19 protein-coding genes are annotated in these 23,987 nt (G+C 75.4%); 11 read left to right on the forward strand and 8 right to left on the reverse strand.

The genetic code is table 11. The features are described from left to right. Positions 1-165: 165 nt before the first annotated feature. The 4 genes from ACUN9U_RS15720 to ACUN9U_RS15735 form a co-directional block, all read right to left on the reverse strand. Complete coding sequence (locus ACUN9U_RS15720) at positions 166-1,050, reverse strand: endonuclease domain-containing protein (RefSeq protein ID WP_445485955.1); 885 nt, start codon at positions 1,048-1,050, stop codon at positions 166-168. A gap of 272 nt (positions 1,051-1,322) precedes the next feature. After that, entirely contained in the window at positions 1,323-2,648 is a 1,326-nt protein-coding gene (galK, locus tag ACUN9U_RS15725; RefSeq protein ID WP_445485956.1) for a galactokinase, read from the reverse strand. Beyond that, complete coding sequence (gene galT, locus ACUN9U_RS15730) at positions 2,645-3,784, reverse strand: galactose-1-phosphate uridylyltransferase (protein ID WP_445485957.1); 1,140 nt, start codon at positions 3,782-3,784, stop codon at positions 2,645-2,647. The genes galK and galT overlap by 4 nt, the downstream gene beginning before the upstream one ends. A 151-nt stretch (positions 3,785-3,935) precedes the next feature. After that, positions 3,936-4,775, reverse strand: coding sequence for a DeoR/GlpR family DNA-binding transcription regulator (locus ACUN9U_RS15735; RefSeq protein WP_445485958.1), 840 nt, complete (start codon positions 4,773-4,775; stop codon positions 3,936-3,938). Between the two features lie 96 nt (positions 4,776-4,871). On the opposite strand from ACUN9U_RS15735, the gene trpS reads away from it, so the two are divergent. The 5 genes from trpS to ACUN9U_RS15760 all read left to right on the forward strand — a co-directional run bounded on the left by trpS (position 4,872) and on the right by ACUN9U_RS15760 (position 12,236). Further along, positions 4,872-5,876, forward strand: coding sequence for a tryptophan--tRNA ligase (gene trpS / locus ACUN9U_RS15740; RefSeq protein WP_445485959.1), 1,005 nt, complete (start codon positions 4,872-4,874; stop codon positions 5,874-5,876). A gap of 12 nt (positions 5,877-5,888) precedes the next feature. Continuing rightward, the gene (locus tag ACUN9U_RS15745; RefSeq protein ID WP_445485960.1) at positions 5,889-6,491 is read left to right on the forward strand and encodes a 2'-5' RNA ligase family protein; all 603 of its coding nucleotides are present in this window, start codon (positions 5,889-5,891) and stop codon (positions 6,489-6,491) included. A 109-nt stretch (positions 6,492-6,600) separates the two neighbouring features. Further along, positions 6,601-7,725, forward strand: coding sequence for a YihY/virulence factor BrkB family protein (locus tag ACUN9U_RS15750; protein WP_445485961.1), 1,125 nt, complete (start codon positions 6,601-6,603; stop codon positions 7,723-7,725). 9 nt (positions 7,726-7,734) lie between these two features. Next, positions 7,735-10,266, forward strand: coding sequence for a glutamate--cysteine ligase (locus ACUN9U_RS15755; protein ID WP_445485962.1), 2,532 nt, complete (start codon positions 7,735-7,737; stop codon positions 10,264-10,266). Beyond that, complete coding sequence (locus ACUN9U_RS15760) at positions 10,263-12,236, forward strand: prolyl oligopeptidase family serine peptidase (RefSeq protein WP_445485963.1); 1,974 nt, start codon at positions 10,263-10,265, stop codon at positions 12,234-12,236. Before ACUN9U_RS15755 ends, ACUN9U_RS15760 begins: the two co-directional genes overlap by 4 nt. A gap of 160 nt (positions 12,237-12,396) precedes the next feature. Here ACUN9U_RS15760 and ACUN9U_RS15765 read toward each other — a convergent pair whose 3' ends face one another. The 4 genes from ACUN9U_RS15765 to sdhC are packed head-to-tail and all read right to left on the reverse strand — an operon-like array spanning position 12,397 to position 15,847. Next, the gene (locus ACUN9U_RS15765; protein WP_445485964.1) at positions 12,397-13,155 is read right to left on the reverse strand and encodes a succinate dehydrogenase iron-sulfur subunit; all 759 of its coding nucleotides are present in this window, start codon (positions 13,153-13,155) and stop codon (positions 12,397-12,399) included. A 5-nt stretch (positions 13,156-13,160) separates the two neighbouring features. Further along, positions 13,161-14,927: a succinate dehydrogenase flavoprotein subunit gene (sdhA, locus tag ACUN9U_RS15770; protein WP_445485965.1), complete on the reverse strand. Its 1,767-nt coding sequence runs from the start codon at positions 14,925-14,927 to the stop codon at positions 13,161-13,163. A 34-nt stretch (positions 14,928-14,961) separates the two neighbouring features. Continuing rightward, positions 14,962-15,438 carry a succinate dehydrogenase hydrophobic membrane anchor subunit gene (locus ACUN9U_RS15775; RefSeq protein WP_445485966.1) on the reverse strand — a complete coding sequence of 159 codons (477 nt, stop codon included), beginning with the start codon at positions 15,436-15,438 and terminating at the stop codon, positions 14,962-14,964. Between the two features lie 16 nt (positions 15,439-15,454). Next, entirely contained in the window at positions 15,455-15,847 is a 393-nt protein-coding gene (gene sdhC / locus ACUN9U_RS15780) for a succinate dehydrogenase, cytochrome b556 subunit (RefSeq protein WP_445485989.1), read from the reverse strand. Positions 15,848-16,060: 213 nt separating this feature from the next. Between sdhC and ACUN9U_RS15785 the strand changes: the two genes are divergently transcribed. The 6 genes from ACUN9U_RS15785 (at position 16,061) to ACUN9U_RS15810 (ending at position 23,987) form a co-directional block, all read left to right on the forward strand. Continuing rightward, positions 16,061-17,209 (forward strand): mannose-1-phosphate guanylyltransferase, encoded by a 1,149-nt coding sequence (locus tag ACUN9U_RS15785; protein WP_445485967.1) that lies wholly within the window; start codon positions 16,061-16,063, stop codon positions 17,207-17,209. A gap of 18 nt (positions 17,210-17,227) precedes the next feature. After that, positions 17,228-18,448, forward strand: a complete 1,221-nt coding sequence (locus tag ACUN9U_RS15790) for an amidohydrolase (protein ID WP_445485968.1) — start codon at positions 17,228-17,230, stop codon at positions 18,446-18,448. 109 nt (positions 18,449-18,557) lie between these two features. After that, positions 18,558-19,643, forward strand: a complete 1,086-nt coding sequence (locus ACUN9U_RS15795; RefSeq protein WP_445485969.1) for a BMP family lipoprotein — start codon at positions 18,558-18,560, stop codon at positions 19,641-19,643. A gap of 140 nt (positions 19,644-19,783) precedes the next feature. Then, the gene (locus tag ACUN9U_RS15800; RefSeq protein ID WP_445485970.1) at positions 19,784-21,382 is read left to right on the forward strand and encodes an ABC transporter ATP-binding protein; all 1,599 of its coding nucleotides are present in this window, start codon (positions 19,784-19,786) and stop codon (positions 21,380-21,382) included. Then, positions 21,379-22,692, forward strand: a complete 1,314-nt coding sequence (locus tag ACUN9U_RS15805) for an ABC transporter permease (RefSeq protein ID WP_445485972.1) — start codon at positions 21,379-21,381, stop codon at positions 22,690-22,692. The genes ACUN9U_RS15800 and ACUN9U_RS15805 overlap by 4 nt, the downstream gene beginning before the upstream one ends. After that, the gene (locus ACUN9U_RS15810; protein ID WP_445485973.1) at positions 22,689-23,987 is read left to right on the forward strand and encodes an ABC transporter permease; all 1,299 of its coding nucleotides are present in this window, start codon (positions 22,689-22,691) and stop codon (positions 23,985-23,987) included. Before ACUN9U_RS15805 ends, ACUN9U_RS15810 begins: the two co-directional genes overlap by 4 nt.

The following is a 23,987-nucleotide window of genomic DNA, read 5'->3' on the forward strand; positions in this document are numbered from 1 at the left end:
TACCGCAGCCGAGCGCACGGTTGCGGTTCCGGTGGGGGTGCTAGGCGCAACCGGGCGCCCGGTTGCGATGTCGGTGAGGGCGGGAGGCGCAGACGGGCGCCCGGTTGCGATGTCGGCGAGGGCGGGAGGCGCAGCCGAGCCCCCTGGTGCGGTCATCGGACCGGCTCAGGCGGCCGTCCGCCCCGCGACGGCTCGACGGACGGCGTCCTCCACGGCGCCCGGCTGGCGCATCAGCTCGGCGGTGACGTGCACGACGACCCACCCCGCTTCGCGGAGGGCGTCGAGCCGCAGCCGGTCCTGGGACAGCTGCCCCTCCAGGAGCGTCCGCCACCGGCCTTCGTACTCGATGGCGATCCTGAGGACGACGAGGGCGAGGTCGACGCGTGCGACGAAGCGACCGCCGACGCGGACGTCGTGCTGCGGTGTGACGTCGAAGCCGGCCCGCACGAGCCGCACCCGCACCGCCGACTCCGGCAGGGACTCGGCGCGCGGGTCCACCAGCGCAGCAGCTTCGCGGACGTGCACGACGTCGTCGTCGTGCTGGTCGACCAGCCAGCGACGGAGCCGGGCGACGTCGACGAGCCGTGCCCGCGCCACGGCGTCCAGGTGCCCGACGGCTGCCTCGAGGGGGTGGCGGGCGGCGAGGTCGAAGGCCATGCGTTCTGGCGTGGCGACCCGGAGGCCGCGCCAGGTCGACGAGCCGAGGTGGCCGCTGCTCACGCCGCGCACGAGCACCCCGCGGGGTCCTGGGCGCCGCTGCGCCTGGGGGACCACCACCTCGACAGCATCGCCGCCCTTCAGGAGCGGCACGCCTCGCGCGGTGGCGAGGGACCGGCCGGTCAGGCGCGCCGTGTCCGGCAGCACGAGGAGGGCGGCGCGGCAGTCGAGCACGTGGTCGTGCGTGACGTACCGCGGTGAGTACGCGTCCACGAAGTGGCGGCGCAGGCGCGGGTCACGCAGCTGGGCCGGGGTGAGGACGCCGTGCCCGACGAGCTCGGAGCCCAGGAACACGTCGGGCAGCGCATCTGGCCAGGAGCGACGACGGGGCATGCGCCCACCGTGTCGGCGTCGTCGGTCCCGGTGAGGGGGCGACCGCCTCGCCTGTGGACACCGCCCCCGGCCGCGCTGCCTGTGGGCGGCTCGCAACCAGGCGCCCGGCTGCGGTCCCGGAGGGTGCCCGAACCGCAACCAGGCGCCCGGTTGCGGGAAGGGAGGGGTCCTGAAACGCAACCGGGCGCTCGGTTGCGGGAAGGGAGGGGTCCCGAAGCGCAATCAGGCGCTCGGTTGCGGGAAAGGAAGGAAGCGGAAGACGGCGACCGGGGTCAGCGCAGGCGACGGGCACCGGGGGAGGCCAGCGCCCGCAGGAACGCCGGCTCGGGGTGCCCGGCCTCCAGCGCCGCCGCGCGCACCGCTGCGGCCACGGCCTGCTCGGTGCCGGCGCGCACCAGCGCCACCGCCGAGCCTCCGAAGCCGCCGCCGGTCATCCGCGCGCCCAGCGCGCCGGCGGCCTCGGCCGCCGAGCACACGACGTCGAGCTCGGGGCAGGAGATCTCGTAGTCGTCGCGCATCGAGGCGTGCGAGGCCGACAGCACCGGCCCGACGTCGTCGATGCACGCCACCGCCCCCACGCCGCTGAGCCCCACGCAGCTGCCCTCCGCCGCCGCGGTGAGCAGCGAGACCACCTGGTGCACGCGGGCGGTCTCGGTGAGGACGTGGCGGGTGCGCCGCACCAGCTCCTCGACGCGCTCGGCGCCCTCGCCGGCCTGCGCCGCGGCCGTCCGCAGCCGCGACAGCACCGCCTCGGCCCCCGCCGCCGTCCCGCCGGCCTCGTCCACCGCCTGGGCGAGCAGCCCGTGCCCGAGCAGCTGCGCCGCCCGCTCCGACGCCGCCCGCCGGGAGCCGTACTCACCCCCGGAGTGCCGGTGCGGGGCGCGGGTGTCCATGACCAGCAGCGCCCTGCCGTGCTCGGCCAGCGGCAGCGGCACCTGCGTGACGGCGCCGGTGGCGCTGTCGAGCAGCAGCGCGTGCTCGGCGGTGCACCGCAGCGAGGCCGCCTGGTCCATGCCGCCGGTGGAGGCGCGCGCCACCTCGTTCTCCGCGCGCACGCAGGCAGCGGCCAGCTCGGCGCGGAAGGCGTCGGCGGAGGTCTCCCCGAGCGCCGCCAGGTCGGCCACCGCGAGCGCGACCACGCACTCCAGCGCCGCGGAGCTGGACAGGCCCGCGCCCAGCGGCACCGTGGAGACGACGGCGGCGTCGAGGCCGCCCACGTCGTGACCTGCCTCGCGCAGCGCCCACAGCACGCCGGCGACGTAGGCGGGCCAGCCCTCGGGAGCGCCCGGGCCGACCTCGGACAGGTGGCCCTGCCACACCGACGCCTCCCCGCCGAGGTCCGCCGAGGAGACCACGCGCAGCACGCCGTCGGTGCGGGTGCGCACCGCGGCCACCGTGCTGTGCGGCAGCGCCAGCGGCAGCACCGGCCCGCCGTTGTAGTCCAGGTGCTCGCCGATGAGGTTGACCCGCCCGGGAGCCGACCACACGCCGTCGGCCGCGCCCTCCCAGTGCTCGGCGAACAGCGCCGCCGCCGCCTCGGCGGCCCGCGACGGCGGTACCGCCTCCAGCCAGGTCGGGCCGCCCGACGTCGTCGTCACGAAGCCACCTCCCGCAGCCGGTCGGCGATGCGCTCCGGCGTCGTGTCGTTGATCCAGGCGCCGGCCCCGGACTCCGAGCCGGCCAGGTACTTGAGCTTGCCGGGCTGGCGCAGCACGGAGAAGGCCTGCAGGTGCAGCCGGCCCAGCTGGCGCTCGGGGCCGAGCGGCGCCTGGTGCCAGCCGGCGATGTACGGCAGGGCGTCGACGCCGTCGAAGTACCTGTCCAGCCGCCCCAGCATCTCCGAGTACACGACCGCCAGCTCGTCGCGCTCGCCGTCGTCGAGGGCGGCGAGGTCGGGCACGTCGCGGTGCGGCGCGAGGTGGAACTCCACGGGCCAGCGCGCAGCCGCCGGGACGTAGGCCGTCCAGTGCTCCCCGCGCAGCACCACCCGGGTGCCGGCGCGCTGCTCGGCGGCCAGCACGTCGGCCAGCAGGGAGGTGCCGTGCGCGCGCCGGTGGCGCTCGGCCTGCACGAGCAGCTGCGACGTCCGGGGCGTCGGCGCTGGGTAGGCGTAGACCTGCCCGTGGGGGTGCTGCAGCGTCACCCCGATCTCCTTGCCGCGGTTCTCGAAGACGAAGACCTCACCGGAGCCCGCCACGCCGGACAGGGACGACAGCTCCGCGGTCCGCTCGGCCCACGCCTCCACCACCGTGCGCACCCGTGCGACGGGCAGCGAGGCGAACGTGGCGGAGTGGTCGGCGGTGAAGCACACGACCTCGCAGCGGCCCACCGCCGGGCGCACCGGCCACAGCGCCTCGCCGTCGACGAGGGCCGTCGGCTCCTCGGCCAGCGCCGTGCCGGCACCGGCGTAGGAGGGGAAGCGGTTGGCGAAGACGACGACGTCGTAGTCGGTCTCGGGCACCTCCCCGGGCTCGCGCCCCGGGCGCGCCGGGCACAGCGGGCACAGGTCGGCGGGGGGCATGAAGGTGCGGTCCTGGCGGTGGGCGGCGTGCGCCACCCACTCCCCGGTCAGCACGTCCCAGCGCATCGTCGAGGTGGTCGCGACCGCGGGCAGGTCGCGGGTGTCCACGGCGGTGCGCTCGCGGGCGCCGGACACCCACGGCTCGGTGTCGTCGTAGTAGTGGATGGGCCGCCCGTCGGCCATCCGCCGGTCGGTGCGCCGCACCTGCGCCATCGCCGTCCTCCTGTGGTGGGCCGACGCGCGCCGACCTGCTCGGGCACGCTACTCGTGTTCGGTTCTGCGCGGAAGTGCTCGATCCTGGTGGTCTGACTGCGCATGCACCGCGGGGCCGCCGCGGCCGCCGAGGACGACGACGAGCGCCCCCTCAGGCCAGCGCGGCGTCGCGCTCGGCGATGACCAGGCGCCCCACGCGCGCCGCCAGCAGCTCGCGCGCGGCCGGCGGCAGCCCGTCGTCGGTGACCAGCACGTCGACCTCCTCCAGCCGGGCGATGCTGGCCAGCCCCACCACGTGCCACTTGGAGGAGTCGGCGACCACCACCACGTGGCCCGCGGCGGCCACCAGCGCCCGGTTCGTCTCGGCCTCCGCGAGGTTGGGCGTGGTCAGCCCGGCCTCGGCGTCGACCCCGTGCACCCCGAGCAGCAGGACGTCGACGTGCAGCGAGCGCAGCGCCGCGACCGCCACCGGCCCCACCAGGGCGTCCGAGCGCGTGCGCTCCCCGCCGGTCAGCACCACCGTGCCGCCGCCCCCGCCCAGGGAGCCGCCCGCGCCCAGGCCGCCGCCCGCGCCGTGCCCGCCCGCCGCCCACGCCTCGTGGAGCACCTGCGCCACCGGCAGCGAGTTGGTCACCACCGTCAGGCCCGGCACGTCGACCAGCGCGGAGGCGACGGCGTGCGTCGTCGTGCCCGCCGAGACGGCCACCGAGGAGCCGGGGGCCACCAGCGACGCGGCCGCGTGCGCGATGGCCTCCTTCTGCGGCAGCGCCATCCGCGACTTGGCGGAGAAGCCCGGCTCCTCGGCGCGCGCCGACAGCGCCGTGGCCCCGCCGTGCACCCGGGCCACCAGGCCCTGCCCGGCCAGGATGGTGATGTCGCGCCGGACCGTCATCTCCGATACCCCGAGCGCGCTCACCAGGTCGCTCACGCGCGCCCCGCCGTGGGCGCGCACCTCCTCCAGGATCCGCTCCTGGCGCTGCCGGGCGAGCACCCCCGCAGGCTACGGCCGCCGACCCCGCCCCGCACCGCTCGCGCGCCGCACCGGCGCCTGATCGGCCGCCGTCCGCCCTGGTGGTTCACTGGGACCGTGCCAGCCCGCCTGTTCTCCGGCATGCAGCCGACCGCAGACTCCCTCCACCTCGGCAACTACCTGGGGGCGCTGGTCAACTGGGTGGCGATGCAGGAGACCTACGAGGCGACCTACTGCGTGGTCGACCTGCACGCGCTGACCGTCTCCCCGGACCCGCAGGCCCTGCGCCAGCGCACCCGCGTCACCGCCGCCCAGTACCTCGCGGCGGGCATCGACCCGGAGCGCTCCACCCTGTTCGTGCAGAGCCACGCCCCCGAGCACGCCCAGCTGGCGTGGCTGCTCAACTGCCTCACCGGCTTCGGCGAGGCCAGCCGCATGACGCAGTTCAAGGACAAGACGGCCCGCTTCGGCACCGACGCGCAGAACGTGGGGCTGTTCGCCTACCCGGTGCTGCAGGCCGCCGACATCCTCGTCCACGACGCCGACCGGGTGCCGGTGGGCGAGGACCAGCGCCAGCACCTGGAGCTCACCCGCGACCTCGCCCAGAGGTTCAACAGCCGGTACGGCGACGTCTTCGTCGTGCCCGACGTCCACATCGTCGCGGCCACGGCCAAGGTGAACGACCTGCAGAACCCCGGCGCGAAGATGAGCAAGAGCGCCTCCTCGCCCAACGGGATCATCGAGCTGCTCGACGACCCGAAGAGGACGGCCAAGAAGATCCGCTCCGCGGTCACCGACACCGGCACCGAGGTCCGCTTCGACCCGGTGGCCAAGCCCGGCGTGTCCAACCTCCTGACCATCCACTCCGCGCTGTCGGGCGAGAGCATCCCCGCGCTGGAGGACAGGTTCGCCGGGAAGGGCTACGGCCACCTCAAGGTGGAGGTGGCCGACGTCGTGGTCGCCGCCCTGTCCCCGGTGCGCGAGCGCGCCCTGGAGCTGCTGGCCGACCCCGCCGAGCTCGACGCGCTGCTCGCCCGCGGGGCGCAGCGCGCCCGCGAGCGCGCCTCGCAGGTGCTCGCGCGCGCCTTCGACGCGGTGGGCCTGCTGCCCGCCCCCCGCTGAGGACCGCCCCGGGTGACGACGACGAGGTCAGCGGACGGCGCGGCGCCCCCTGCGGGCGCCGCGGCGCTGACCGGCGTCATGCCCGTGGTCCCGGCCGCGGGGGAGGTGCTCATCGGCGTGGCGATCGCCGTCCCCCAGCCGTGGGCGGCGGAGCTGGAGGGCTGGCGCCGCCGCTTCGGGGACCCGCTGGGCGCCACCGTCCCCGCGCACGTCACGCTCGTGCCGCCCACGGCCCTGCCCCGCGCCGACCTGCCGCGGGTGCGCGAGCACCTGGCGCGCGCCACCGCCGCCACCCACCCGTTCCGCATCGCCCTGGACGGCACGGGCACCTTCAGACCGGTCTCCCCGGTGGTCTACGTGCGCCTGGCCGCCGGGTCGGGGGAGTGCTCCGCGCTGGAGGAGCGGGTGCGCGCGGGCGTGCTGGGCACCCGGCGCCGCTTCCCGTTCCACCCGCACGTCACGGTGGCCCAGCAGCTCGAGGACGACGTCCTGGACCGGGCCTGCGCCCAGCTGTCGGGCTTCGACGCCTCCTTCGACGTCGCGCAGGTCGACCTGTACGAGCTGGGCGCCGACGGCCGCTGGCGCTCGGCGCACACCTTCCGCCTGGGCGGCTGAGGCCCGGCGGGCGCCGCGGCGGGGCCTGGGCCACGATCGACGGCGTGCTTCCCCGCCCCCCGCACCTCCCGCAGCCTGACGAGGCCCGCCCGGCGCGGGCGGTGCTCTGATGGGGGCGGTGCTCGGGCTGTGGCAGCGCTACCAGGCCAGCCACCTGGGACGGGCGCTGGCCCACTACGGCCGCGAGCGCGGGCAGATCCTCGCCGGCGGCCTGGCGTACGTGGCGCTGTTCTCCCTCTCGGCGATCCTCGTCCTGCTCTTCACGGTCTCGGGCAGGGTGCTCGCGGCCAACCCGATGCTGCTCGAGACCGTGGTCGACACCATCAACGGGTACGTGCCCAACCTGCTGGGAGACCCGCAGGCCGGTGCGGCGATCGACCCGCGGAGCCTGCTCGACACCAGCGCGCTGTCGTGGGCCGGGGCGATCACCCTCGTCGTGGCGCTGGTGGCGGGCACGGGCTGGATCGACGCGCTGCGCGAGGGCGTGCGCGCCATGTTCGGGGTGGCCACCGACCAGCGCGCCATCTGGTGGCAGAAGCTGCGCGACCTGGGGATGCTCATCACCCTCGGCCTGGCGGTGCTCAGCTCGGCGGTGGCGTCCATCCTCGTCAACGCCGCGACGCCGTGGGTGCTGGGTCTGGTGGGGCTGAGCCAGACGGGCCTGACCAACGCCCTGGTGCGGGTGCTCGGCATCGCCGTCGTCTTCGCCGCCGACTGGGTGATCTTCGTCATCCTGCTGCGCGTGCTGAGCCGCCTGGCCATCCCGTGGCGCCACCTGCGCTCGGCGGCGCTGCTCGGCGCCGCGCTGTTCGGCGTCCTGAAGGTCCTCGCCGGGCAGGGCCTGGGCTTCCTCACCGGGACCTCCAACCCGCTGCTGGCCACCGCCGGCGTCATCGCCGGCCTGCTGGTCTGGCTCAACATCCTGTTCCGCGTCGTCCTGACGACGGCGGCGTGGGCGGCCACCGACCCCGTCGTCGTCGCGCACCTCACCGCCGACCAGGGCGAGCCGGTGATCGGCCCGCCCGTGGGCCCCGCCGCCGACGCCGCGCTGGCCCGCGCGTCCCTGCCGCACCACCGGCCCTCCTACACCGAGCGGGCCGCCGACCGGGTCCAGGTGGCGGCCGGCGTGGTGCTCGGGGCCTCGGCGGCCACGGGGGCCGCGCTGCTGCTCAGCGGTGCACGGGGCGTGGTTGGTGCGCTGCGCGCGGGCCGCGGGAGCACCCGGTCGGGCTAGGGTGCGCGCGTGGCCTCCGCCCTGACGCTCGGCGCCGAGGAGGAGCTGCACCTGATCGACCTGGAGACGCTGCAGCTCTCCGCCCGGGCCCCCCAGGTGCTCTCGCGCCTGCCGCGGGAAGGCTACTCCGCGGAGATCCAGCGCACCACGGTGGAGACCAACACCGCCGTCGTCGACGGCCTCGACGGCCTGCGCGCCGAGCTGCTGCGGCTGCGCGCCCAGCTGGTGGAGGTCGCGGGGCGCGAGGGCCTGGGGGTGGCGGCGGTGGGCACCGCGCCGCGCTCGACGCCCCCGGACTTCGAGCTGACCGCCACCGGCCGCTACGGCCGCATGCAGGAGCAGTACCGGCTGCTGGTCGACGAGCAGCTGATCTGCGGCACGCAGGTGCACGTGGGCGTGGCCGACCGCGACCTCGCCGTCGACATCGCCCAGCGGATCGCCCCGGACCTGCCGGCGCTGCTGGCCCTCTCGGCCAGCTCGCCGTACTGGAACGGGCAGGACACCGGCTACGCCAGCATCCGCACCACCGTGTGGCAGCGCTGGCCCACCGCCGGGTCCACCGGACCGCTCGCCTCGGCCGCCGCGTACGACGCGCTGCTGGCCGACCTCATCGGCTCCGGCGTCATCGCCGACGCCAAGATGGCCTACTTCGACGTCAGGCCCTCGGCCCACGCCCCCACCCTGGAGCTGCGCGTCTGCGACGCCTGCCCGCTGGTCGACGACGCCGTCCTGGTCGCCGGGCTGTTCCGGGCGCTGGTCCGCGAGGCCGAGCTGTCCGTGGAGCGGGGCGTGGTGCGGCGCGACAGGCCCGTCCCGCTGCACCGCGCCGCCATCTGGCAGGCCGCCCGCGGGGGCCTGCGCGGGCGGCTGCTGGACAGGTCCGAGCACCCGCGCCCGGTGCCCGCCGCCGACGTCGTGCGGGCCCTCGTGGAGCGGCTGGCGCCGGTGCTGGCCGAGCTCGGCGACGAGGAGCAGGTGCGCGCGCTGGCCGAGCGGGCGCTGGCCCGCGGCAACTCCGCGGACCGCCAGCGCGCCGCCCTGGCCGAGACCGGCGACCTCGACGACGTCGTCAGGCTCGTCGTGGAGGAGACCCACGGCCCGGCCGGCGGCCGCCCACCCAGCGCCGCCGCCCTGCACCGCTACCGGGTGCGCGCCGGGGACGAGGCCGTCGCCTCCTCCGCCGAGCCCCGCCCGCTGTACGCCCCGGTGCTGCAGGTGCTGGAGCAGATGGGCGCCGAGGAGCTGCGCCGGCGCGAGCACGCCCGCGACGCCTGGGCCGACGCGCACGGCCTCGGCTCCCGGGTGGACGGCCACCAGCGGCGCTTCTCGGTCGACCTCGTCCCGCGGGTGCTCGGCCGCCACGAGTGGGCCCAGCTGCGCACCGGACTGGAGCAGCGCGCGGTCGCCCTGGAGCGCTTCCTGCGCGACGTGTACTCCGAGCAGCGGGTGCTGGCGGACGGGGTACTGCCGGCCTCGGCGGTGGTCGGTGCGCCGGGCTGGCGCGAGGAGGGCCGTCAGCTGCCGCCCGGCGCCGTGCGGGCCGCCGTCATCGGCTTCGACCTGGTCCGCGGGGAGGACGGCGGCTGGCGGGTGCTGGAGGACAACCTGCGCGACCCCAGCGGTGCCGCCTTCGCCGTGGCCGCGCGCGACCTGCTCGACGCCGTGGTGCCCGAGCTGCCGCGCCCGGAGGGGCTGGCCGCGCCCGCCGCCTACGACGAGCGGCTGCGCGCCACCCTGCTGGCGCGCGCCCGCCCGGGCACCCGCGCCGCGCTGCTGTCCAGCGGCCCGGGCTCGGGCGCCTGGTACGAGCACCAGGCGCTGGCCAGCGGGGCCGGGCTGCTGCTGCTCGGCGCCGGTGACCTCGAGGTGGTCGACGGGCGCGTGCTGGCCACCAGCACCCGGCGGCGGCCCGAGCACGTCGGCGCGCTCTACCTGCGGCTGGACGGCGACCTCGCCGACCTCGTCGACGGCGCCGGCCGCCCGGTCGGCGCGATGCTGCTCGACGCCGCCGCGGCCGGCGCCGTCGTCCTGGCCAACGCCCCCGGCAACGGCGTCGCGGACGACAAGGCCGTCTACCGCGCCGTCCCCGAGCTCATCGCCTACTACCTCGACGAGCGCCAGCTCGTCGAGCAGGTGCCCACCTACCTGCTCGCCGACGCCGGGGAGCGCCGGGCGGCGCTGGAGCGCATCGGGGAGCTGGTCACCAAGCCCGTCGACGGGCACGGCGGCGCCGGCGTGATGATCGGACCCGCCGCCAGCGCCGCGGAGGTGGTCGCCCGGCGCGCCGAGGTGGCCGCCCAGCCGCAGCGGTGGGTGGCGCAGGAGCTCGTGCAGCTCTCGTCGCTGCCCTCGGTGGTCGACGGCGCGCTCGTGCCCCGGCACGTGGACCTGCGGGTCTTCGCCCACGTGGTCGGCGACGGCCGCGACGACGCCCGGGTGGCCGACCTCGCCCTGACCCGCGTGGCTCCCGAGGGCAGCCTCGTGGTCAACTCCTCGCGCGGCGGCGGCGCCAAGGACACCTGGCTGGTGACCGGGCCGTGAGCAGGACGACGACGAGCGCGACGCCCGGGACGGCTGCCGGGGTGCCGGCGGGCGGGGCCGGCGCCGTCGAGGCGGCCGTGGCGCTGGCGGAGGACCTCGTCGGCGCTTGGGGCAGCTGGGCCCCGGTGATGACCCCCGACGCGCGCCGCGTGGCGTTCGTCTCCGACAGGTCGGGGACCCCGCAGGTGTGGGTGCAGGACGTGGTCACCGGGCTGCCCGAGGGCGCCGCCCTGCCGCGCGCGCACCACCTGCCGCTGGGCACCCCCGACCCCGTCGTCGGGGTCAACTGGGCTGCCGACGGCCGCTGGCTGGGCGTGGAGGTGGCCACCGGCGGCGGCGTGCGGACCGAGGTGTGGGTGGCCAGGCCCGACGGGACCGACGCGCGGCGCATCGCCGGCGGCGCCGGGGCGGGGGACGCCGAGCACGCCGCGCTGGGCCCCTGGACCCGCAGCGGTCACCGGCTCGTGGTGACCCTGCCCTCGCCGGGCGCGGGCAGGCCGACGCGCTCCTTCCTCGCCGACCCCGCCACCGGGCGCCTGGACCCGCTGGCCGAGGGCGCCAACACCACCGTGCTCGACGTCTCCCTCGAGGAGCGCTTCCTCGTGCTCAAGGACGGCGAGCGCGGCCACCAGTTCTGCGTGGCCGTGGACAGGCTGGAGGACTCCTCCTTCCCCCTCCTGCAGCCCGGCGCCACCGGCTCGACCGACCGCGCGGTGCTGCGGCCGGCCCCCGAGGGGGACTCCGGGCCGCTGTGGGTCTACCTCGCCTCCGACGTGGGGCTGGCGCGCCGCCAGCTCATCGGGACGGCGCTCGGCCCGCACGGCTTCACCGGCGAGCCGCGGGCGCTGGCCGTGCGCGACGACGCCGAGCTGGAGGGCCTGGACGCCGACGACGCCGGACGCCTGCTGCTGCTCGTGTGGAACGCCGCCGGGCGCAGCGAGCTGGAGCTCTTCGACACCTCCACCCACGCGCGCACGCCGATCACCGGCATGCCCGGACAGGTGGCGGCCGACCCGGTCCTCTCCCGCGACGGCTCCTCGGTGGTGCTCGGCGTGGAGGGCCCGCGCCGTCCCCGCGAGCTGTGGCACGTCGACGTGGCCACCGGCGCGTGGTCGCGCATCACCCACGCCCCCGAGCTGCCCGAGTCCTCGCTGGTGGAGCCGGAGCTGGTGCGCTTCGCCGGCAGGGACGGGCTGCCGCTGACGGGGTGGCTCTACCGGCCGCACCCCTCGTCGTCGTCCTCCTCTGGTGCCTCGACGCACCCGGGACCGGCGGCGCTGTGGCTGCACGGCGGCCCGGAGGCCCAAGAGCGGCCCACCTTCAACCCCCAGCACCAGGCCCTGGCCGCGGCGGGCATCGCGGTGCTCGCCCCCAACGTCCGCGGGTCGTCCGGGTTCGGGCGGGAGTTCGTGCACGCCGACGACGTGGAGAAGCGCTGGGACGCGTTCGCCGACGTCCTCGCCGCGGCCGACCACCTGGTCGCCACCGGGGTGGCCGACCCCGCGCGCATCGCTGTCACGGGGCGCTCCTACGGCGGGTACCTCGTGCTGGCGTCGCTGGCCTTCTCCCCGGGCGCCTTCGCCGCCGGGGTGGACGTGTGCGGCATGAGCGACCTCACGACCTTCTACCGCGACACCGAGCCGTGGATCGGCGCGGTGGCCGTCACCAAGTACGGCCACCCCGAGCGCGACAGGGCGCTGCTGGAGGCGCTCTCACCGCTGCGCGCGGTGGACGCCGTCGACGCGCCGCTGCTCGTCGTCCACGGGGAGCACGACACCAACGTGCCCATCGGGGAGGCCCGGCAGGTGGTGGCGGCGCTGCGGGAGCGGGCGGCCGTCGACGAGTCCGCGCCGCCGGTGGAGTACCTGGAGCTGGCGGGGGAGGGGCACGACTACCGCCGCGCCGACTCGCGCCGCACGCTGCACGCCGCCGTGGTGAGGTTCCTCGCCGAGCACCTCGGCCCCCTCTGACCGCCCCTCTGCATCGCAGCCGAGCGCTCGGTTGCGGTTCTGGAGGGGGTGCGAACCGCAACGAGGCGCTCGGTTGCGGTTGGGGCGGGGATGACGAAGGGCCGCGGCCTCCGGCGAGCGGAGGGCGCGGCCCTGTCGTGCGTGCCCGGCTGAGCGGGCGTCAGACCTTGCGGGTCAGCAGCGCCTGCTTCACCTCGGCGATCGCCTTGGTGACCTGGATCCCGCGCGGGCAGGCCTCCGAGCAGTTGAAGGTGGTGCGGCAGCGCCACACGCCCTCGCGGTCGTTGAGGACCTCCAGGCGCAGGTCGGCGCCCTCGTCGCGGCTGTCGAAGATGAAGCGGTGCGCGTTGACGATCGCCGCCGGGCCGAAGTACTGCCCGTCGGTCCAGAAGACCGGGCAGCTCGACGTGCACGCGGCGCACAGGATGCACTTGGTGGTGTCGTCGAAGCGCTCGCGGTCGTGCGCGGACTGCAGGCGCTCGCGCGTCGGCTCGTGCCCGGAGGTGATGAGGAACGGCATCACCTCGCGGTAGGACTGGAAGAACGGCTCCATGTCGACCACGAGGTCCTTCTCCACCGGCAGGCCCTTGATGGGCTCGACGGTGATGGGCTTGCTCGGGTCGAGGTCCTTGAGCAGCGACTTGCACGCCAGGCGGTTGACGCCGTTGATGCGCATCGCGTCGGAGCCGCACACGCCGTGCGCGCAGGAGCGGCGGAAGGTCAGCGACCCGTCCTGCTCCCACTTCACCTTGTGCAGGGCGTCGAGGATGCGGTCGGTCCCGTGCACCTGGACCTTGTAGTCCTCCCAGTGGGGGGCCTCGTCGCGCTCGGGGTCGTAGCGGCGGATGCGCACCGTGACCTCGAAGCTGGGGACCGCCCCGGGCTTGGACTCCGGGGCGGCGTCGGTCTCGCGAGCCATGCTGCTCAGTACTTCCGTTCCATCGGCTGGTAGCGGGTGGTGACGACCGGCTTGGTGTCCAGCCGCACGCCCTCGTGGCCGTTCTCGTCGACCGCGCGGTAGGCCATCGTGTGGCGCATGTGGTTGGCGTCGTCGCGGTTCGGGTAGTCCTCGCGGAAGTGCCCGCCGCGGCTCTCGGTGCGGTGCAGCGCGCCGGCGCAGATGACGTTGGCCAGCTCCAGCAGGAAGCCCAGCTCCACGGCCTCGAGGAGGTCGGTGTTGTAGCGCAGGCCCTTGTCCTGGACCCGCACGCGGGCGTAGCGCTCGCGCAGGGCGTCGATGTCGGCCATCGCCTGCTTCAGCGTCGCCTCGGTGCGGAAGACCTGGGCGTTGGCGTCCATGGTCTCCTGCAGCTCGCGGCGCAGGACGGAGACGTTCTCGGTGCCGGTGGAGGAGCGCAGGCCCTCGACCATGGCGACGACGTCGGCCTCGGGGTTCTCCGGCAGGTCCGCGAAGGTGTCCGTGGCCAGCGCGTGCGCCGCCGCGGCGATGCCCGCGCGCTTGCCGAAGACGTTGATGTCGAGAAGGGAGTTGGTGCCCAGGCGGTTGGACCCGTGCACCGAGACGCACGCGACCTCGCCGGCGGCGAACAGGCCCGGCACGGCGGTGTCGTTGTCGGCCAGCACCTGGGAGGTGACGTCGGTCGGCACGCCGCCCATGGCGTAGTGCGCGGTCGGGTACACCGGCACCGGCTCGGTGTAGGGCTCCACGCCCAGGTAGGTGCGCGCGAACTCGGTGATGTCCGGGAGCTTGGCGTCGATGTGCGCCGGCTCCAGGTGCGTGAGGTCGAGCAGCACGTAGTCCTTGTTGGGGCCGGCGCCGCGGCCCTCGCGCACCTCGTTGGCCATGGAGCGGGCCACGATGTCGCGCGGGGCGAGGTCCTTGATGGTGGGGGCGTAGCGCTCCATGAAGCGCTCGCCCTCGCCGTTGCGCAGGATGCCGCCCTCGCCGCGGGCGGCCTCGGACAGCAGGATCCCCAGGCCCGCCAGGCCCGTCGGGTGGAACTGGAAGAACTCCATGTCCTCCAGCGGAAGGCCGCGCCGGTAGGCGATGCCCATGCCGTCACCGGTGAGGGTGTGGGCGTTGGAGGTGGTCTTGTAGACCTTGCCGGCGCCGCCGGTGGCCAGCACCACGGACTTGGCGCGGAAGACGTGGATCGTGCCGGTGGCCAGCTCGTAGGCGACCACGCCCGCCGTCGTGCGCACGCCCTCGACGTCGGTGAGCAGCAGGTCCAGCACGTAGAACTCGTTGAAGAACTCCACCTCGTGCTTGACGCACTGCTGGTAGAGCGTCTGCAGGATCATGTGGCCGGTGCGGTCCGCGGCGTAGCAGGAGCGGCGCACGGCGGCCTCGCCGTGGTTGCGGGTGTGCCCGCCGAAGCGGCGCTGGTCGATGCGGCCCTCGGGGGTGCGGTTGAACGGCAGCCCCATCTTCTCGAGGTCCAGGACGGCGTCGATGGCCTCCTTGCACATCACCTCGGCGGCGTCCTGGTCGACGAGGTAGTCGCCGCCCTTGACGGTGTCGAAGGTGTGCCACTCCCAGTTGTCCTCCTCGACGTTGGCCAGGGCGGCGCACATGCCGCCCTGCGCCGCGCCGGTGTGGGAGCGCGTGGGGTAGAGCTTGGTGAGCACGGCGGTGCGGGCGCGCTGGCCCGCCTCGATCGCCGCGCGCATGCCGGCGCCGCCGGCACCGACGATGACGACGTCGTAGCTGTGGACCTGGACCTCAGCCATGGGGAGTCCTCCTCGAGCGGTGTTCAGCGAGCGGTCAGCGGGCGGGGCAGAACTCGGGCAGCAGCGACGGGTCGGCGCCGACCGGGCACGGGTCGAAGGTGAAGATCACCAGCGTGCCGAGCACCACGGTGAGCGTGAACGCCGTGTACAGGCCCATCTTCAGCCAGAAGCGGGTGCCGTTGCGCTCGGCGTAGTCGTTGATGATCGTCCGGACGCCGTTGGTGCCGTGGAGCATGGCCAGCCACAGCATCGCCAGGTCCCAGACCTGCCAGAACGGGGAGGCCCACTTGCCGGCCACGAAGGCGAAGTCGACCTGGTGGATGCCGTCGCCCAGGACCAGGTTGACCAGCAGGTGGCCCAGGATCAGGACGACGAGGAGCACGCCGCTCATGCGCATGAACAGCCACGCGTAGAGCTCGAAGTTGGTCCGGGTGGGCTTGCTGCGCCGGTAGGGCGAGCGCGGCGCGTCGATCGCCTCGGCCGGGCCGGGGGTGGACTGCAGTGCGGTCATCGCGAGGACCCCTCTCTCAGCCGTTGACCGGGGAGAAGATGACGATCATGTGCCGGACCATGAAGGGCACGAACAGCAGCACCCACACCGCCACGACGCCCCAGAAGAGCTGGCGGTGGTAGCGCGGGCCCTTGGACCAGAAGTCGATGAGCATGACGCGGATGCCGTTGAACGCGTGGAACAGCACGGCGGCCACCAGGCCGGCCTCGCCGAGCCCCACGACGGGGTTCTTGTAGCTGTCGATCACCGCGTTGTACGCCTCGGGGGAGACGTTGACCAGGGCGGTGTCGAGCACGTGCACCAGCAGGAAGATGAAGATGAGGACACCGGTGATGCGGTGCCCGACCCACGACCACATGCCCTCGCGGCCCCGGTAGAGGGTGCCTGTGGGCCCTGAGACCGTCGGCATCAGCGTGCGTGCCACGACAGTGCGCCTCCCTGTTCCCTGCCTGGTGGTGGACGGCGCCCCGGCCGGCAGGTCCTGAGCGCTGGCTGGTGCCTCGCTGGGGTCGTGCCGTGACTGCGGCGTCGCTCGCCGAGCCTAGCGCCGCAGGGGGACCGCACCGCGTGGACGACGCCCCGAGGTGACCTACGCCTCACCCCGTTGTGCCAGGCTGGCGGCGTGACCACCAGTGACGCCTCCCACCGCCGGGGCCGCCGCATCGAGGGCTTCGCCGCCGTCGTGCCCGCCGGTGGCGCGGGCACCCGCCTGTGGCCCCTCTCGCGCGCCGGTGCGCCCAAGTTCCTCCACGACCTGACGGGCTCGGGGCGCTCGCTGCTGCAGGCCACCTGGGACCGCCTGGAGCCGCTCGCCGGCGCCGAGCGGGTGCTGCTGGTCACCGGCCGCTCCCACGCCGCGGCGGTGCGCGCCGCGCTGCCGGGGCTGCCGCCGGAGAACCTCCTGCTCGAGCCCTCCGCGCGCGACTCGATGGCCGCCATCGGCCTGGCCGCCGCCGTCCTGGAGCGCCGCGAGGGCCCGCAGGCGGTGCTCGGCTCCTTCGCGGCCGACCACGTCATCGACGACGACGAGGCCTTCGGCGAGGCCGTGGCCCAGGCCGTCGCCGCGGCCCGCACCGGCGAGGTCGTGACCATCGGCATCACCCCCAGCGGGCCCGCCACCGGCTTCGGCTACATCCGCAGCGCCGGGCCGCTGGCCGTCGAGGGCGCGCCCGACGCGCTGCGCGTCGCGGAGTTCGTCGAGAAGCCCGACGCCGCCACCGCCGCCGCGTACGTCGCCGGGGGCCAGCACCGCTGGAACGCCGGCATGTTCGTCGTCGGCGCCGGCCGGCTGCTCGACCACCTGCACGGACAGCTGCCCGCCCTGGCCGAGGGGCTGCGCGAGGTCGCCGCCGCCTGGGACTCCCCGCGCCGCGAGGAGGTCACCGCCGCCGTCTGGCCCGGGCTGGTCAAGATCGCCATCGACCACGCGATCGCCGAGCCGGTCGCCGCCGCCGGCGGGGTGGCCGTGGTGCCCGGCTCCTTCGGCTGGGACGACGTCGGGGACTGGGACTCCCTGGCGACCCTGCTGCCCGGCGCGTCCTCGGGCGTGGCGGTGCTGGGCGAGGAGGCCGGCGTGCTGGGCCTGGCCGCCACGGGCGTGGTGGTGGCCGGCAGCGGCGTGCCCGGGCGCACCGTGTCGGTGCTGGGCGTGCCCGACGTCGTCGTCGTCGACACCCCGGACGCCCTGCTCGTCACCACCCGCGAGCACGCGCAGTCGGTCAAGGGCCTCGTCGGCGCCTGGCGCGAGCGCGGGCGCGAGGACCTGCTGTGACGCGCGCGTGATCCTGCGGTGACCTACCACGTCCGCCGGTCCCCGGAGCGCGAGCCGGCGCGCCCCCGCTCCCTGACCGAGCTCCTCGCGCCGCGCCTGGAGGCCCTGGTCGCCTTCCGGCGGGACGTGCACGCCCACCCCGAGACCGCCCACGCCGAGCACCGCACCACCGCCCGGGTGGCCGAGCAGCTGCGCTCGGCGGGCCTGGAGCCGCGGCTGCTGCCCGGCACCGGGCTGGTGTGCGACGTGGGCGAGGGCCCGCGCGCCGTCGCGCTGCGCGCCGACCTCGACGCCCTGCCGCTCGCGGACGAGACCTCCAGCCCCTGGGCCTCCCGGGTGCCCGGCGTCGCGCACGCCTGCGGGCACGACGTGCACACCGCCGCGGTGCTGGGCGCCGGCCTGGTGCTGGCCGACCTGGCGCGCGCCGGCCACCTGCCCGGCCGCGTCCGGCTGGTCTTCCAGCCCGCCGAGGAGGTCACCCCCGGCGGGGCGCTGGGGGTGGTGGCCGCCGGCGCGCTCGACGGCGTGGAGCGCATCTTCGCCGTGCACTGCGACCCGCACACCGACGTCGGCAGGGTGGGCCTGCGCGTGGGCGCCCTGACCTCGGCCTTCGACCAGGTCAAGGTCGAGCTGCACGGGCCCGGCGGGCACACCTCGCGGCCCCACCTCACCGGCGACCTCGTCTTCGCCCTGGCCAAGGTGGTCACCGAGGTGCCCGCGGTGATGTCGCGCCGGCTGGACCCGCGCGCCGGGGTGTCCCTGGTGTGGGGCCGCGTCAGCGCCGGCGGCGCCGCCAACGCCATCCCGCGCGTCGGGGTGGTCGAGGGCACCCTGCGCTGCGTGCGCCAGGACGCCTGGCAGGACGCCGGGGACCTGCTGCCGCAGGTGGTGCGCGAGGTGGTGGCCCCCTACGGCGTGCGCGCCGACGTCGACCTGCAGCGCGGCGTGCCGCCCGTGGTCAACGAGGCCGTGAGCACCGGGCTGCTGCAGCGCGCGGCCGAGGAGCAGCTGGGCGAGGGCGCCGCCGTGCCGACCGACCAGAGCCTGGGCGGGGAGGACTTCGCCTGGTACCTGCAGCACACCGCCGGGGCGATGGCGCGCCTGGGCACCCGCACCCCGGGCGGTCCCACCCACGACCTGCACCGGGGCGACTTCGAGGCCGACGAGCGCGCCATCGCCCACGGCGCCCGCCTGCTCGCCGCGGCGGCGCTGGAGGGCCTGCGGCTGCCGCCGGCGTGAGGCGCCCGGGTCACGGAACGGTTGCGATCCTCACCCCGGGGCTCGTCGCGGGGGGCGGCGCCCCCCTAGGGTTCCGGGCGACACCGCCCCCCGACGGAGGACAGATCTCGTGAAGAAGAAGCTCGGCTCCCTCGCGGCCGTCGGGGCGATCGCCCTGCTGGCCGCCGGCTGCGGCGAGGCGCCGACGTCGGAGACCGGTGGGGGCGCTGCCTCCGGCAGCGCGTCCGGCGGCGCCTCCGACTTCAAGGCCTGCATGGTCTCGGACGCCGGCGGCTTCGAGGACCAGTCCTTCAACCAGGCCGGCCTGGAGGGCCTGGAGGAGGCCGCCAGCGAGCTCGGCGTGCAGACCGCCACCACCGAGTCGAGCAGCAACGCCGACTACGCCCCGAACATCGCCAGCCTGGTGCAGCAGAACTGCAACCTCGTCGTCGCGGTGGGCTTCCTGCTCGCCGACGCGACCGGCCAGGCCGCCGACGCCAACAAGGACACCCAGTTCGCCCTGGTCGACTCCCAGGTCGACCCGGCCCGCGACAACGTCAAGCCGCTGCTGTTCGACACCGCGCAGGCCGCCTACCTCGCCGGCTACGTCGCGGCGGGCACGTCCCAGACCGGCACCGTGGCCACCTACGGCGGCATCCAGCTGCCCTCGGTGACGATCTTCATGGACGGCTTCGTGGACGGCGTCGCGAAGTACAACCAGGACAACGGCACCGACGTGAAGGTCCTGGGCTGGGACAAGGCCGCGCAGACGGGCTCCTTCACCGGCGACTTCGAGGACGCCAGCAAGGGCCAGAACACCACCCAGAACTTCATCGACCAGGGCGCGGACATCATCCTGCCGGTGGCCGGCCCCGTCGGCGCCGGCACGCTCGCCGCTGCCCGCGCCGCCGGTGACGTCAAGGTCATCTGGGTCGACTCCGACGGCTACAACACCCAGCCCGACTACCGCGACATCATCCTCACCACGGTGGTGAAGGAGATCGGCGCGGCCGTCAAGGACGCGGTGCAGACCGAGGTCGACGGGCAGTTCACCTCCGAGCCCTACGTCGGCACGCTGGAGAACGGCGGCGTCAGCCTGGCGCCGTACCACGACCTCGACGCCGAGGTCCCGCAGGAGGTCAAGGACGGCGTGACCGCCCTGCAGCAGCAGATCATCGACGGGTCGATCACGGTGGAGTCCCCCTCCACCCCGTGACCCGCCCCTGACCGCCCGCCTCACCGCGGGAGGTCGCACTCGGGCCCCCCGGTAGCGTGCCGGGGGGCCCGAACCGTGCGGCGACGTCGCAGGACGGCAGCGGACCGGCAGGCCCACGGGGGCCGGAAGGAGGTGCGGGCGTGGAGCTCGCGCTGGAGGGGATCACCAAGCGCTTCGGGTCGCTGGTGGCCAACGACGCCATCGACCTCGTCGTCGCCCCCGGCGAGGTGCACTGCCTGCTGGGGGAGAACGGCGCCGGCAAGAGCACCCTCATGAACGTGCTCTACGGGCTGTACCGGCCCGACGCGGGCCGCATCCTCGTCGACGGGCGGCCCCTGGAGCTGACCGGGCCCGGGGACGCCATGGCCGCGGGCATCGGGATGGTCCACCAGCACTTCATGCTCGTCCCGGTCTTCACCGTCGCCGAGAACGTCGTGCTCGGCAACGAGCCCACGAAGAACGGCCTGCTCGACCTTGCGACCGCGCGCCGACGCGTGCGCGAGCTGTCGGACCGCTACGGCCTGGCCGTCGACCCCGACGCCCTGGTGGAGGACCTGCCGGTCGGGGTGCAGCAGCGCGTGGAGATCATCAAGGCGCTCGTGCGCGACGCGGAGGTGCTCATCCTCGACGAGCCCACCGCCGTCCTGACCCCGCAGGAGACCGACGAGCTCATCACGATCATGCGCCAGCTCACGGCGGCGGGGACCTCCATCGTCTTCATCACCCACAAGCTGCGCGAGGTGCGGGCCATCGCCGACCGCATCACCGTCATCCGCCGCGGGAAGGTGGTCGGCAGCGCCGACCCCACCGCGCCGGAGAACGAGCTGGCCGCGCTCATGGTCGGGCGCAGCGTCTCCCTCGGCGTCGAGCGCGCCCCCGCGCGGCCCGGGGAGGTCACCGTGCAGGTGCGCGGCCTCGTGGTGCGCGACGCCACCGGCGCCCGCGTGGTCGACGGGGTCGACCTCGACATCGCCCGCGGGGAGGTCCTCGCCGTCGCCGGGGTGCAGGGCAACGGGCAGACCGAGCTCACCGAGGCGATCGTGGGGCTGCAGCCCGACGTCAGCGGCTCGGTCCGCCTCGTCGGGCAGGAGCTGGTGGGCCGCTCCACGCGGCAGGTGCTCGAGGCCGGCGTCGGCTTCGTGCCCGAGGACCGCACCCACGACGGGCTGGTCGGCAGCTTCTCCATCGAGGAGAACCTCGTGCTCGACCGCCACCGCGACGGCGCCTTCGCGCGGGGGCCCGCGATGGACCGCGCCGCGCTGCGCCGCAACGCCACCGAGCTCATCGCCCAGTACGACGTGCGCGCCTCCGGCCCGTCGGTCGCCGCCGGGACGCTCTCGGGCGGCAACCAGCAGAAGGTCGTGCTGGCCCGCGAGCTCAGCCGCCCGCTGCAGCTCTTCATCGCCTCCCAGCCGACGCGCGGCCTGGACGTCGGCTCCATCGAGTTCGTCCACCGGCGCATCGTCGCCGAGCGCGACGCCGGCACGCCGGTGCTCATCGTGTCCACCGAGCTCGACGAGGTGCTCGCCCTGGCCGACAGGATCGCCGTGATGTACCGCGGCAAGGTGGTGGGCGTCGTGCCCGGCGGCACCGACAGGGACGTGCTCGGCCTCATGATGGCCGGCGTCCCCGCCGCCGAGGCCGCGCAGCAGGCCGCCGAGCACCCCAGCGAGGTCGAGACCGCCGCCGCGGAGGCCGACGCCGCCGCCGACCACCCGGACGGGACGCCCACCCGATGAGCAGCACCCAGCCCACCCCGCCCACGGGCGCCACCCCTCCGGCAGCGGCAGGGGGGCCGCCCGCGCCCTCGGCGCCGGACCAGCCGGCGCGCGCGGGCAGCGCCGCCGCCTGGCTGGCCGACGCCCGCTCCAGCACCTGGCTGGTCTCGCTGCTGGCCGTGCTGGTCGCCTTCGTGCTCGGCGGCCTGCTCATCGCCGTCACCGACGAGTCCACGCGCGAGGCGTCGGGGTACTTCTTCGCCCGGCCCACCGACACCCTCGTCGCCGGCTGGGACGCCGCCGTGCAGGCCTACGCCGCGATGCTGCGCGGCGCCGTCATCGACTGGCAGGCGCCGAGCTTCGTGCGCGCCGTGCGCCCCCTGACCGAGACGCTCACGGTCGCGACCCCGCTGATCGCGGCGGGCCTGGCGGTGGCGCTCGCCTTCCGCGCGGGCCTGTTCAACATCGGCGCGCAGGGCCAGATCATCATCGGCGCGCTCTTCGCCGGGGCCGTGGGCTTCGGGATCGACGCGCCCCTGGTGGTGCACCTGCCGCTGGCGGTCCTCGCCGGCGTGGTCGGGGGTGCGCTGTGGGGCGGCCTGGTCGGCCTGCTGCGCGCCCGCGCCGGGGCGTCGGAGGTCATCGTCACGATCATGCTCAACTACGTGGCCCTGCAGCTGCTGAGCTACCTGCTGACCACGCCGTCCTTCCAGCGCGGGGGCTCGGCCAACCCCATCTCGCCGCCGGTGGCCGACTCGGCCGTCTTCCCGCTGCTCCTGGGCTCGCAGTTCCGCCTGCACCTGGGCTTCCTGGTGGTCCTGCTGGCCGCGGCCGCCGTGTGGTGGCTGCTGGAGCGCAGCACCGCCGGCTTCCGCTGGCGCGCCGTCGGCGCCAACCCGGCAGCGGCCCGCACTGCGGGCATCTCGGTGTCGTGGGCCTTCGTCGGGGTGATGCTCGCCTCCGGCGCGCTGGCGGGCCTGGCCGGCTCGGCGCAGCTGCTGGGCACCGAGAAGTCCCTCACCGCCGGCATCGCCGGTCAGATCGGCTTCGACGCCATCACCGTGGCGCTGCTCGGGCGGTCCCGGCCGCTCGGGGTGGTCCTGGCGGGCCTGCTCTTCGGCGCCCTGCGCGCCGGGGGCGTGCTCATGCAGGCCTCCACCGGCACGTCCATCAACATCGTCCTCGTCGTCCAGTCGGTGATCGTGCTGCTCATCGCAGCGCCGCCGCTGGTGCGCACGGTGTTCCGGCTCGACCCGGGCCGCCGCGCCCGCAAGGGGCGGGGCCGCTCCGGCGCCGCCCAGACCTCGCAGGCCGGGAGGGCCGCCGCGTGACCGCCGCACCGACCACCTCGCCCTCTCCGGCCACCGGGCCCGCCGCCGGGCGCAGCGCGCCCGCCGTCGACAGGCCCAGCGCCCGCCCGGTCATCACCTACGCGGTGCTGTCGGCGGTCGCGGTGGCGCTCTTCGCGATCTCCGCCCCCGACGGCACCTCCCGGTTCCGCCTCTCGGGCCGCAGCGACGCCGTCCAGCTGCCCGAGCTGCCGCTGCCGGGCGCGGCGGCCGGCTGGGTGGTGGCGCTGGTCTGCATCGCCATCACCGTGCTGGTCGAGCGGGACCGGCGCGCCGGCCGCCGCACCGGGTGGTGGGCGCCCGCCGTCTTCGGGCTGTTCTGGCTGGTCGGCTTCCTCGTGTGGGTGGTCGCCGGGCAGACGATCAGCCTGGTCGGGCTGCTCGGCGGCGGCCTGGTGCTCTCGGTGCCGCTGGTGCTCGGAGCGCTGGGCGGCGTCGTCAGCGAGCGCGCCGGCGTGGTGAACATCGCCATCGAGGGGCAGCTGCTGGCGGGCGCCTTCGGCGCCGCCGTGGTGGCCAGCGCCGCGCAGAACGCCTACGCCGGCCTGCTCGCCGCACCGCTGGCCGGGGCCCTGGTGGGCCTGCTGCTGGCCGTCTTCGCCATCCGCTACGTCGTCAACCAGATCATCGTGGGCGTCGTGCTCAACGTGCTGGTGGTGGGCCTGACCAGCTACCTGTTCAGCACCGTGCTGTCCGGCAGCTCGGGCCTGAACTCCCCGCCCGGCCTGGCGCCGGTGCGCATCCCGCTGCTCGCCGACATCCCCGTGGTCGGCTCGGTGCTGTTCAACCAGTCCGTGGTCGTCTACCTCATGTACGTGCTGGTGGCCGTCGTGCACGTGGCGCTGTTCCGCACCCGCTGGGGGCTGCGGGTACGCGCGGTGGGGGAGCACCCCAAGGCCGCCGACACCGTCGGCATCGACGTCAACCGCACCCGCTTCACCAACGTCATCCTCTCCGGGGCGCTGGCCGGCCTGGGCGGCGCGATGCTCACCCTCGGCGTGGGCCTCGCCTTCGGCCAGGAGATCAGCGCCGGGAAGGGCTACATCGCCCTCGCGGCGATGATCTTCGGCCGGTACACGCCGGTCGGGGCGCTGGTGGCGGCGCTGCTGTTCGGGCTGGCGACCAACCTGCAGGACATCCTGGCCTCCATCGCGACACCGGTGCCCTCGCAGTTCCTGCTCATGGCGCCCTACCTCGTCACCGTCTTCGCCGTCGCCGGGCTGGTCGGGCGCGTGCGCCCGCCGGCCGCCGACGGCGAGCCCTACGTCAAGCAGTGA

This window comes from Quadrisphaera sp. KR29, assembly GCF_052644995.1.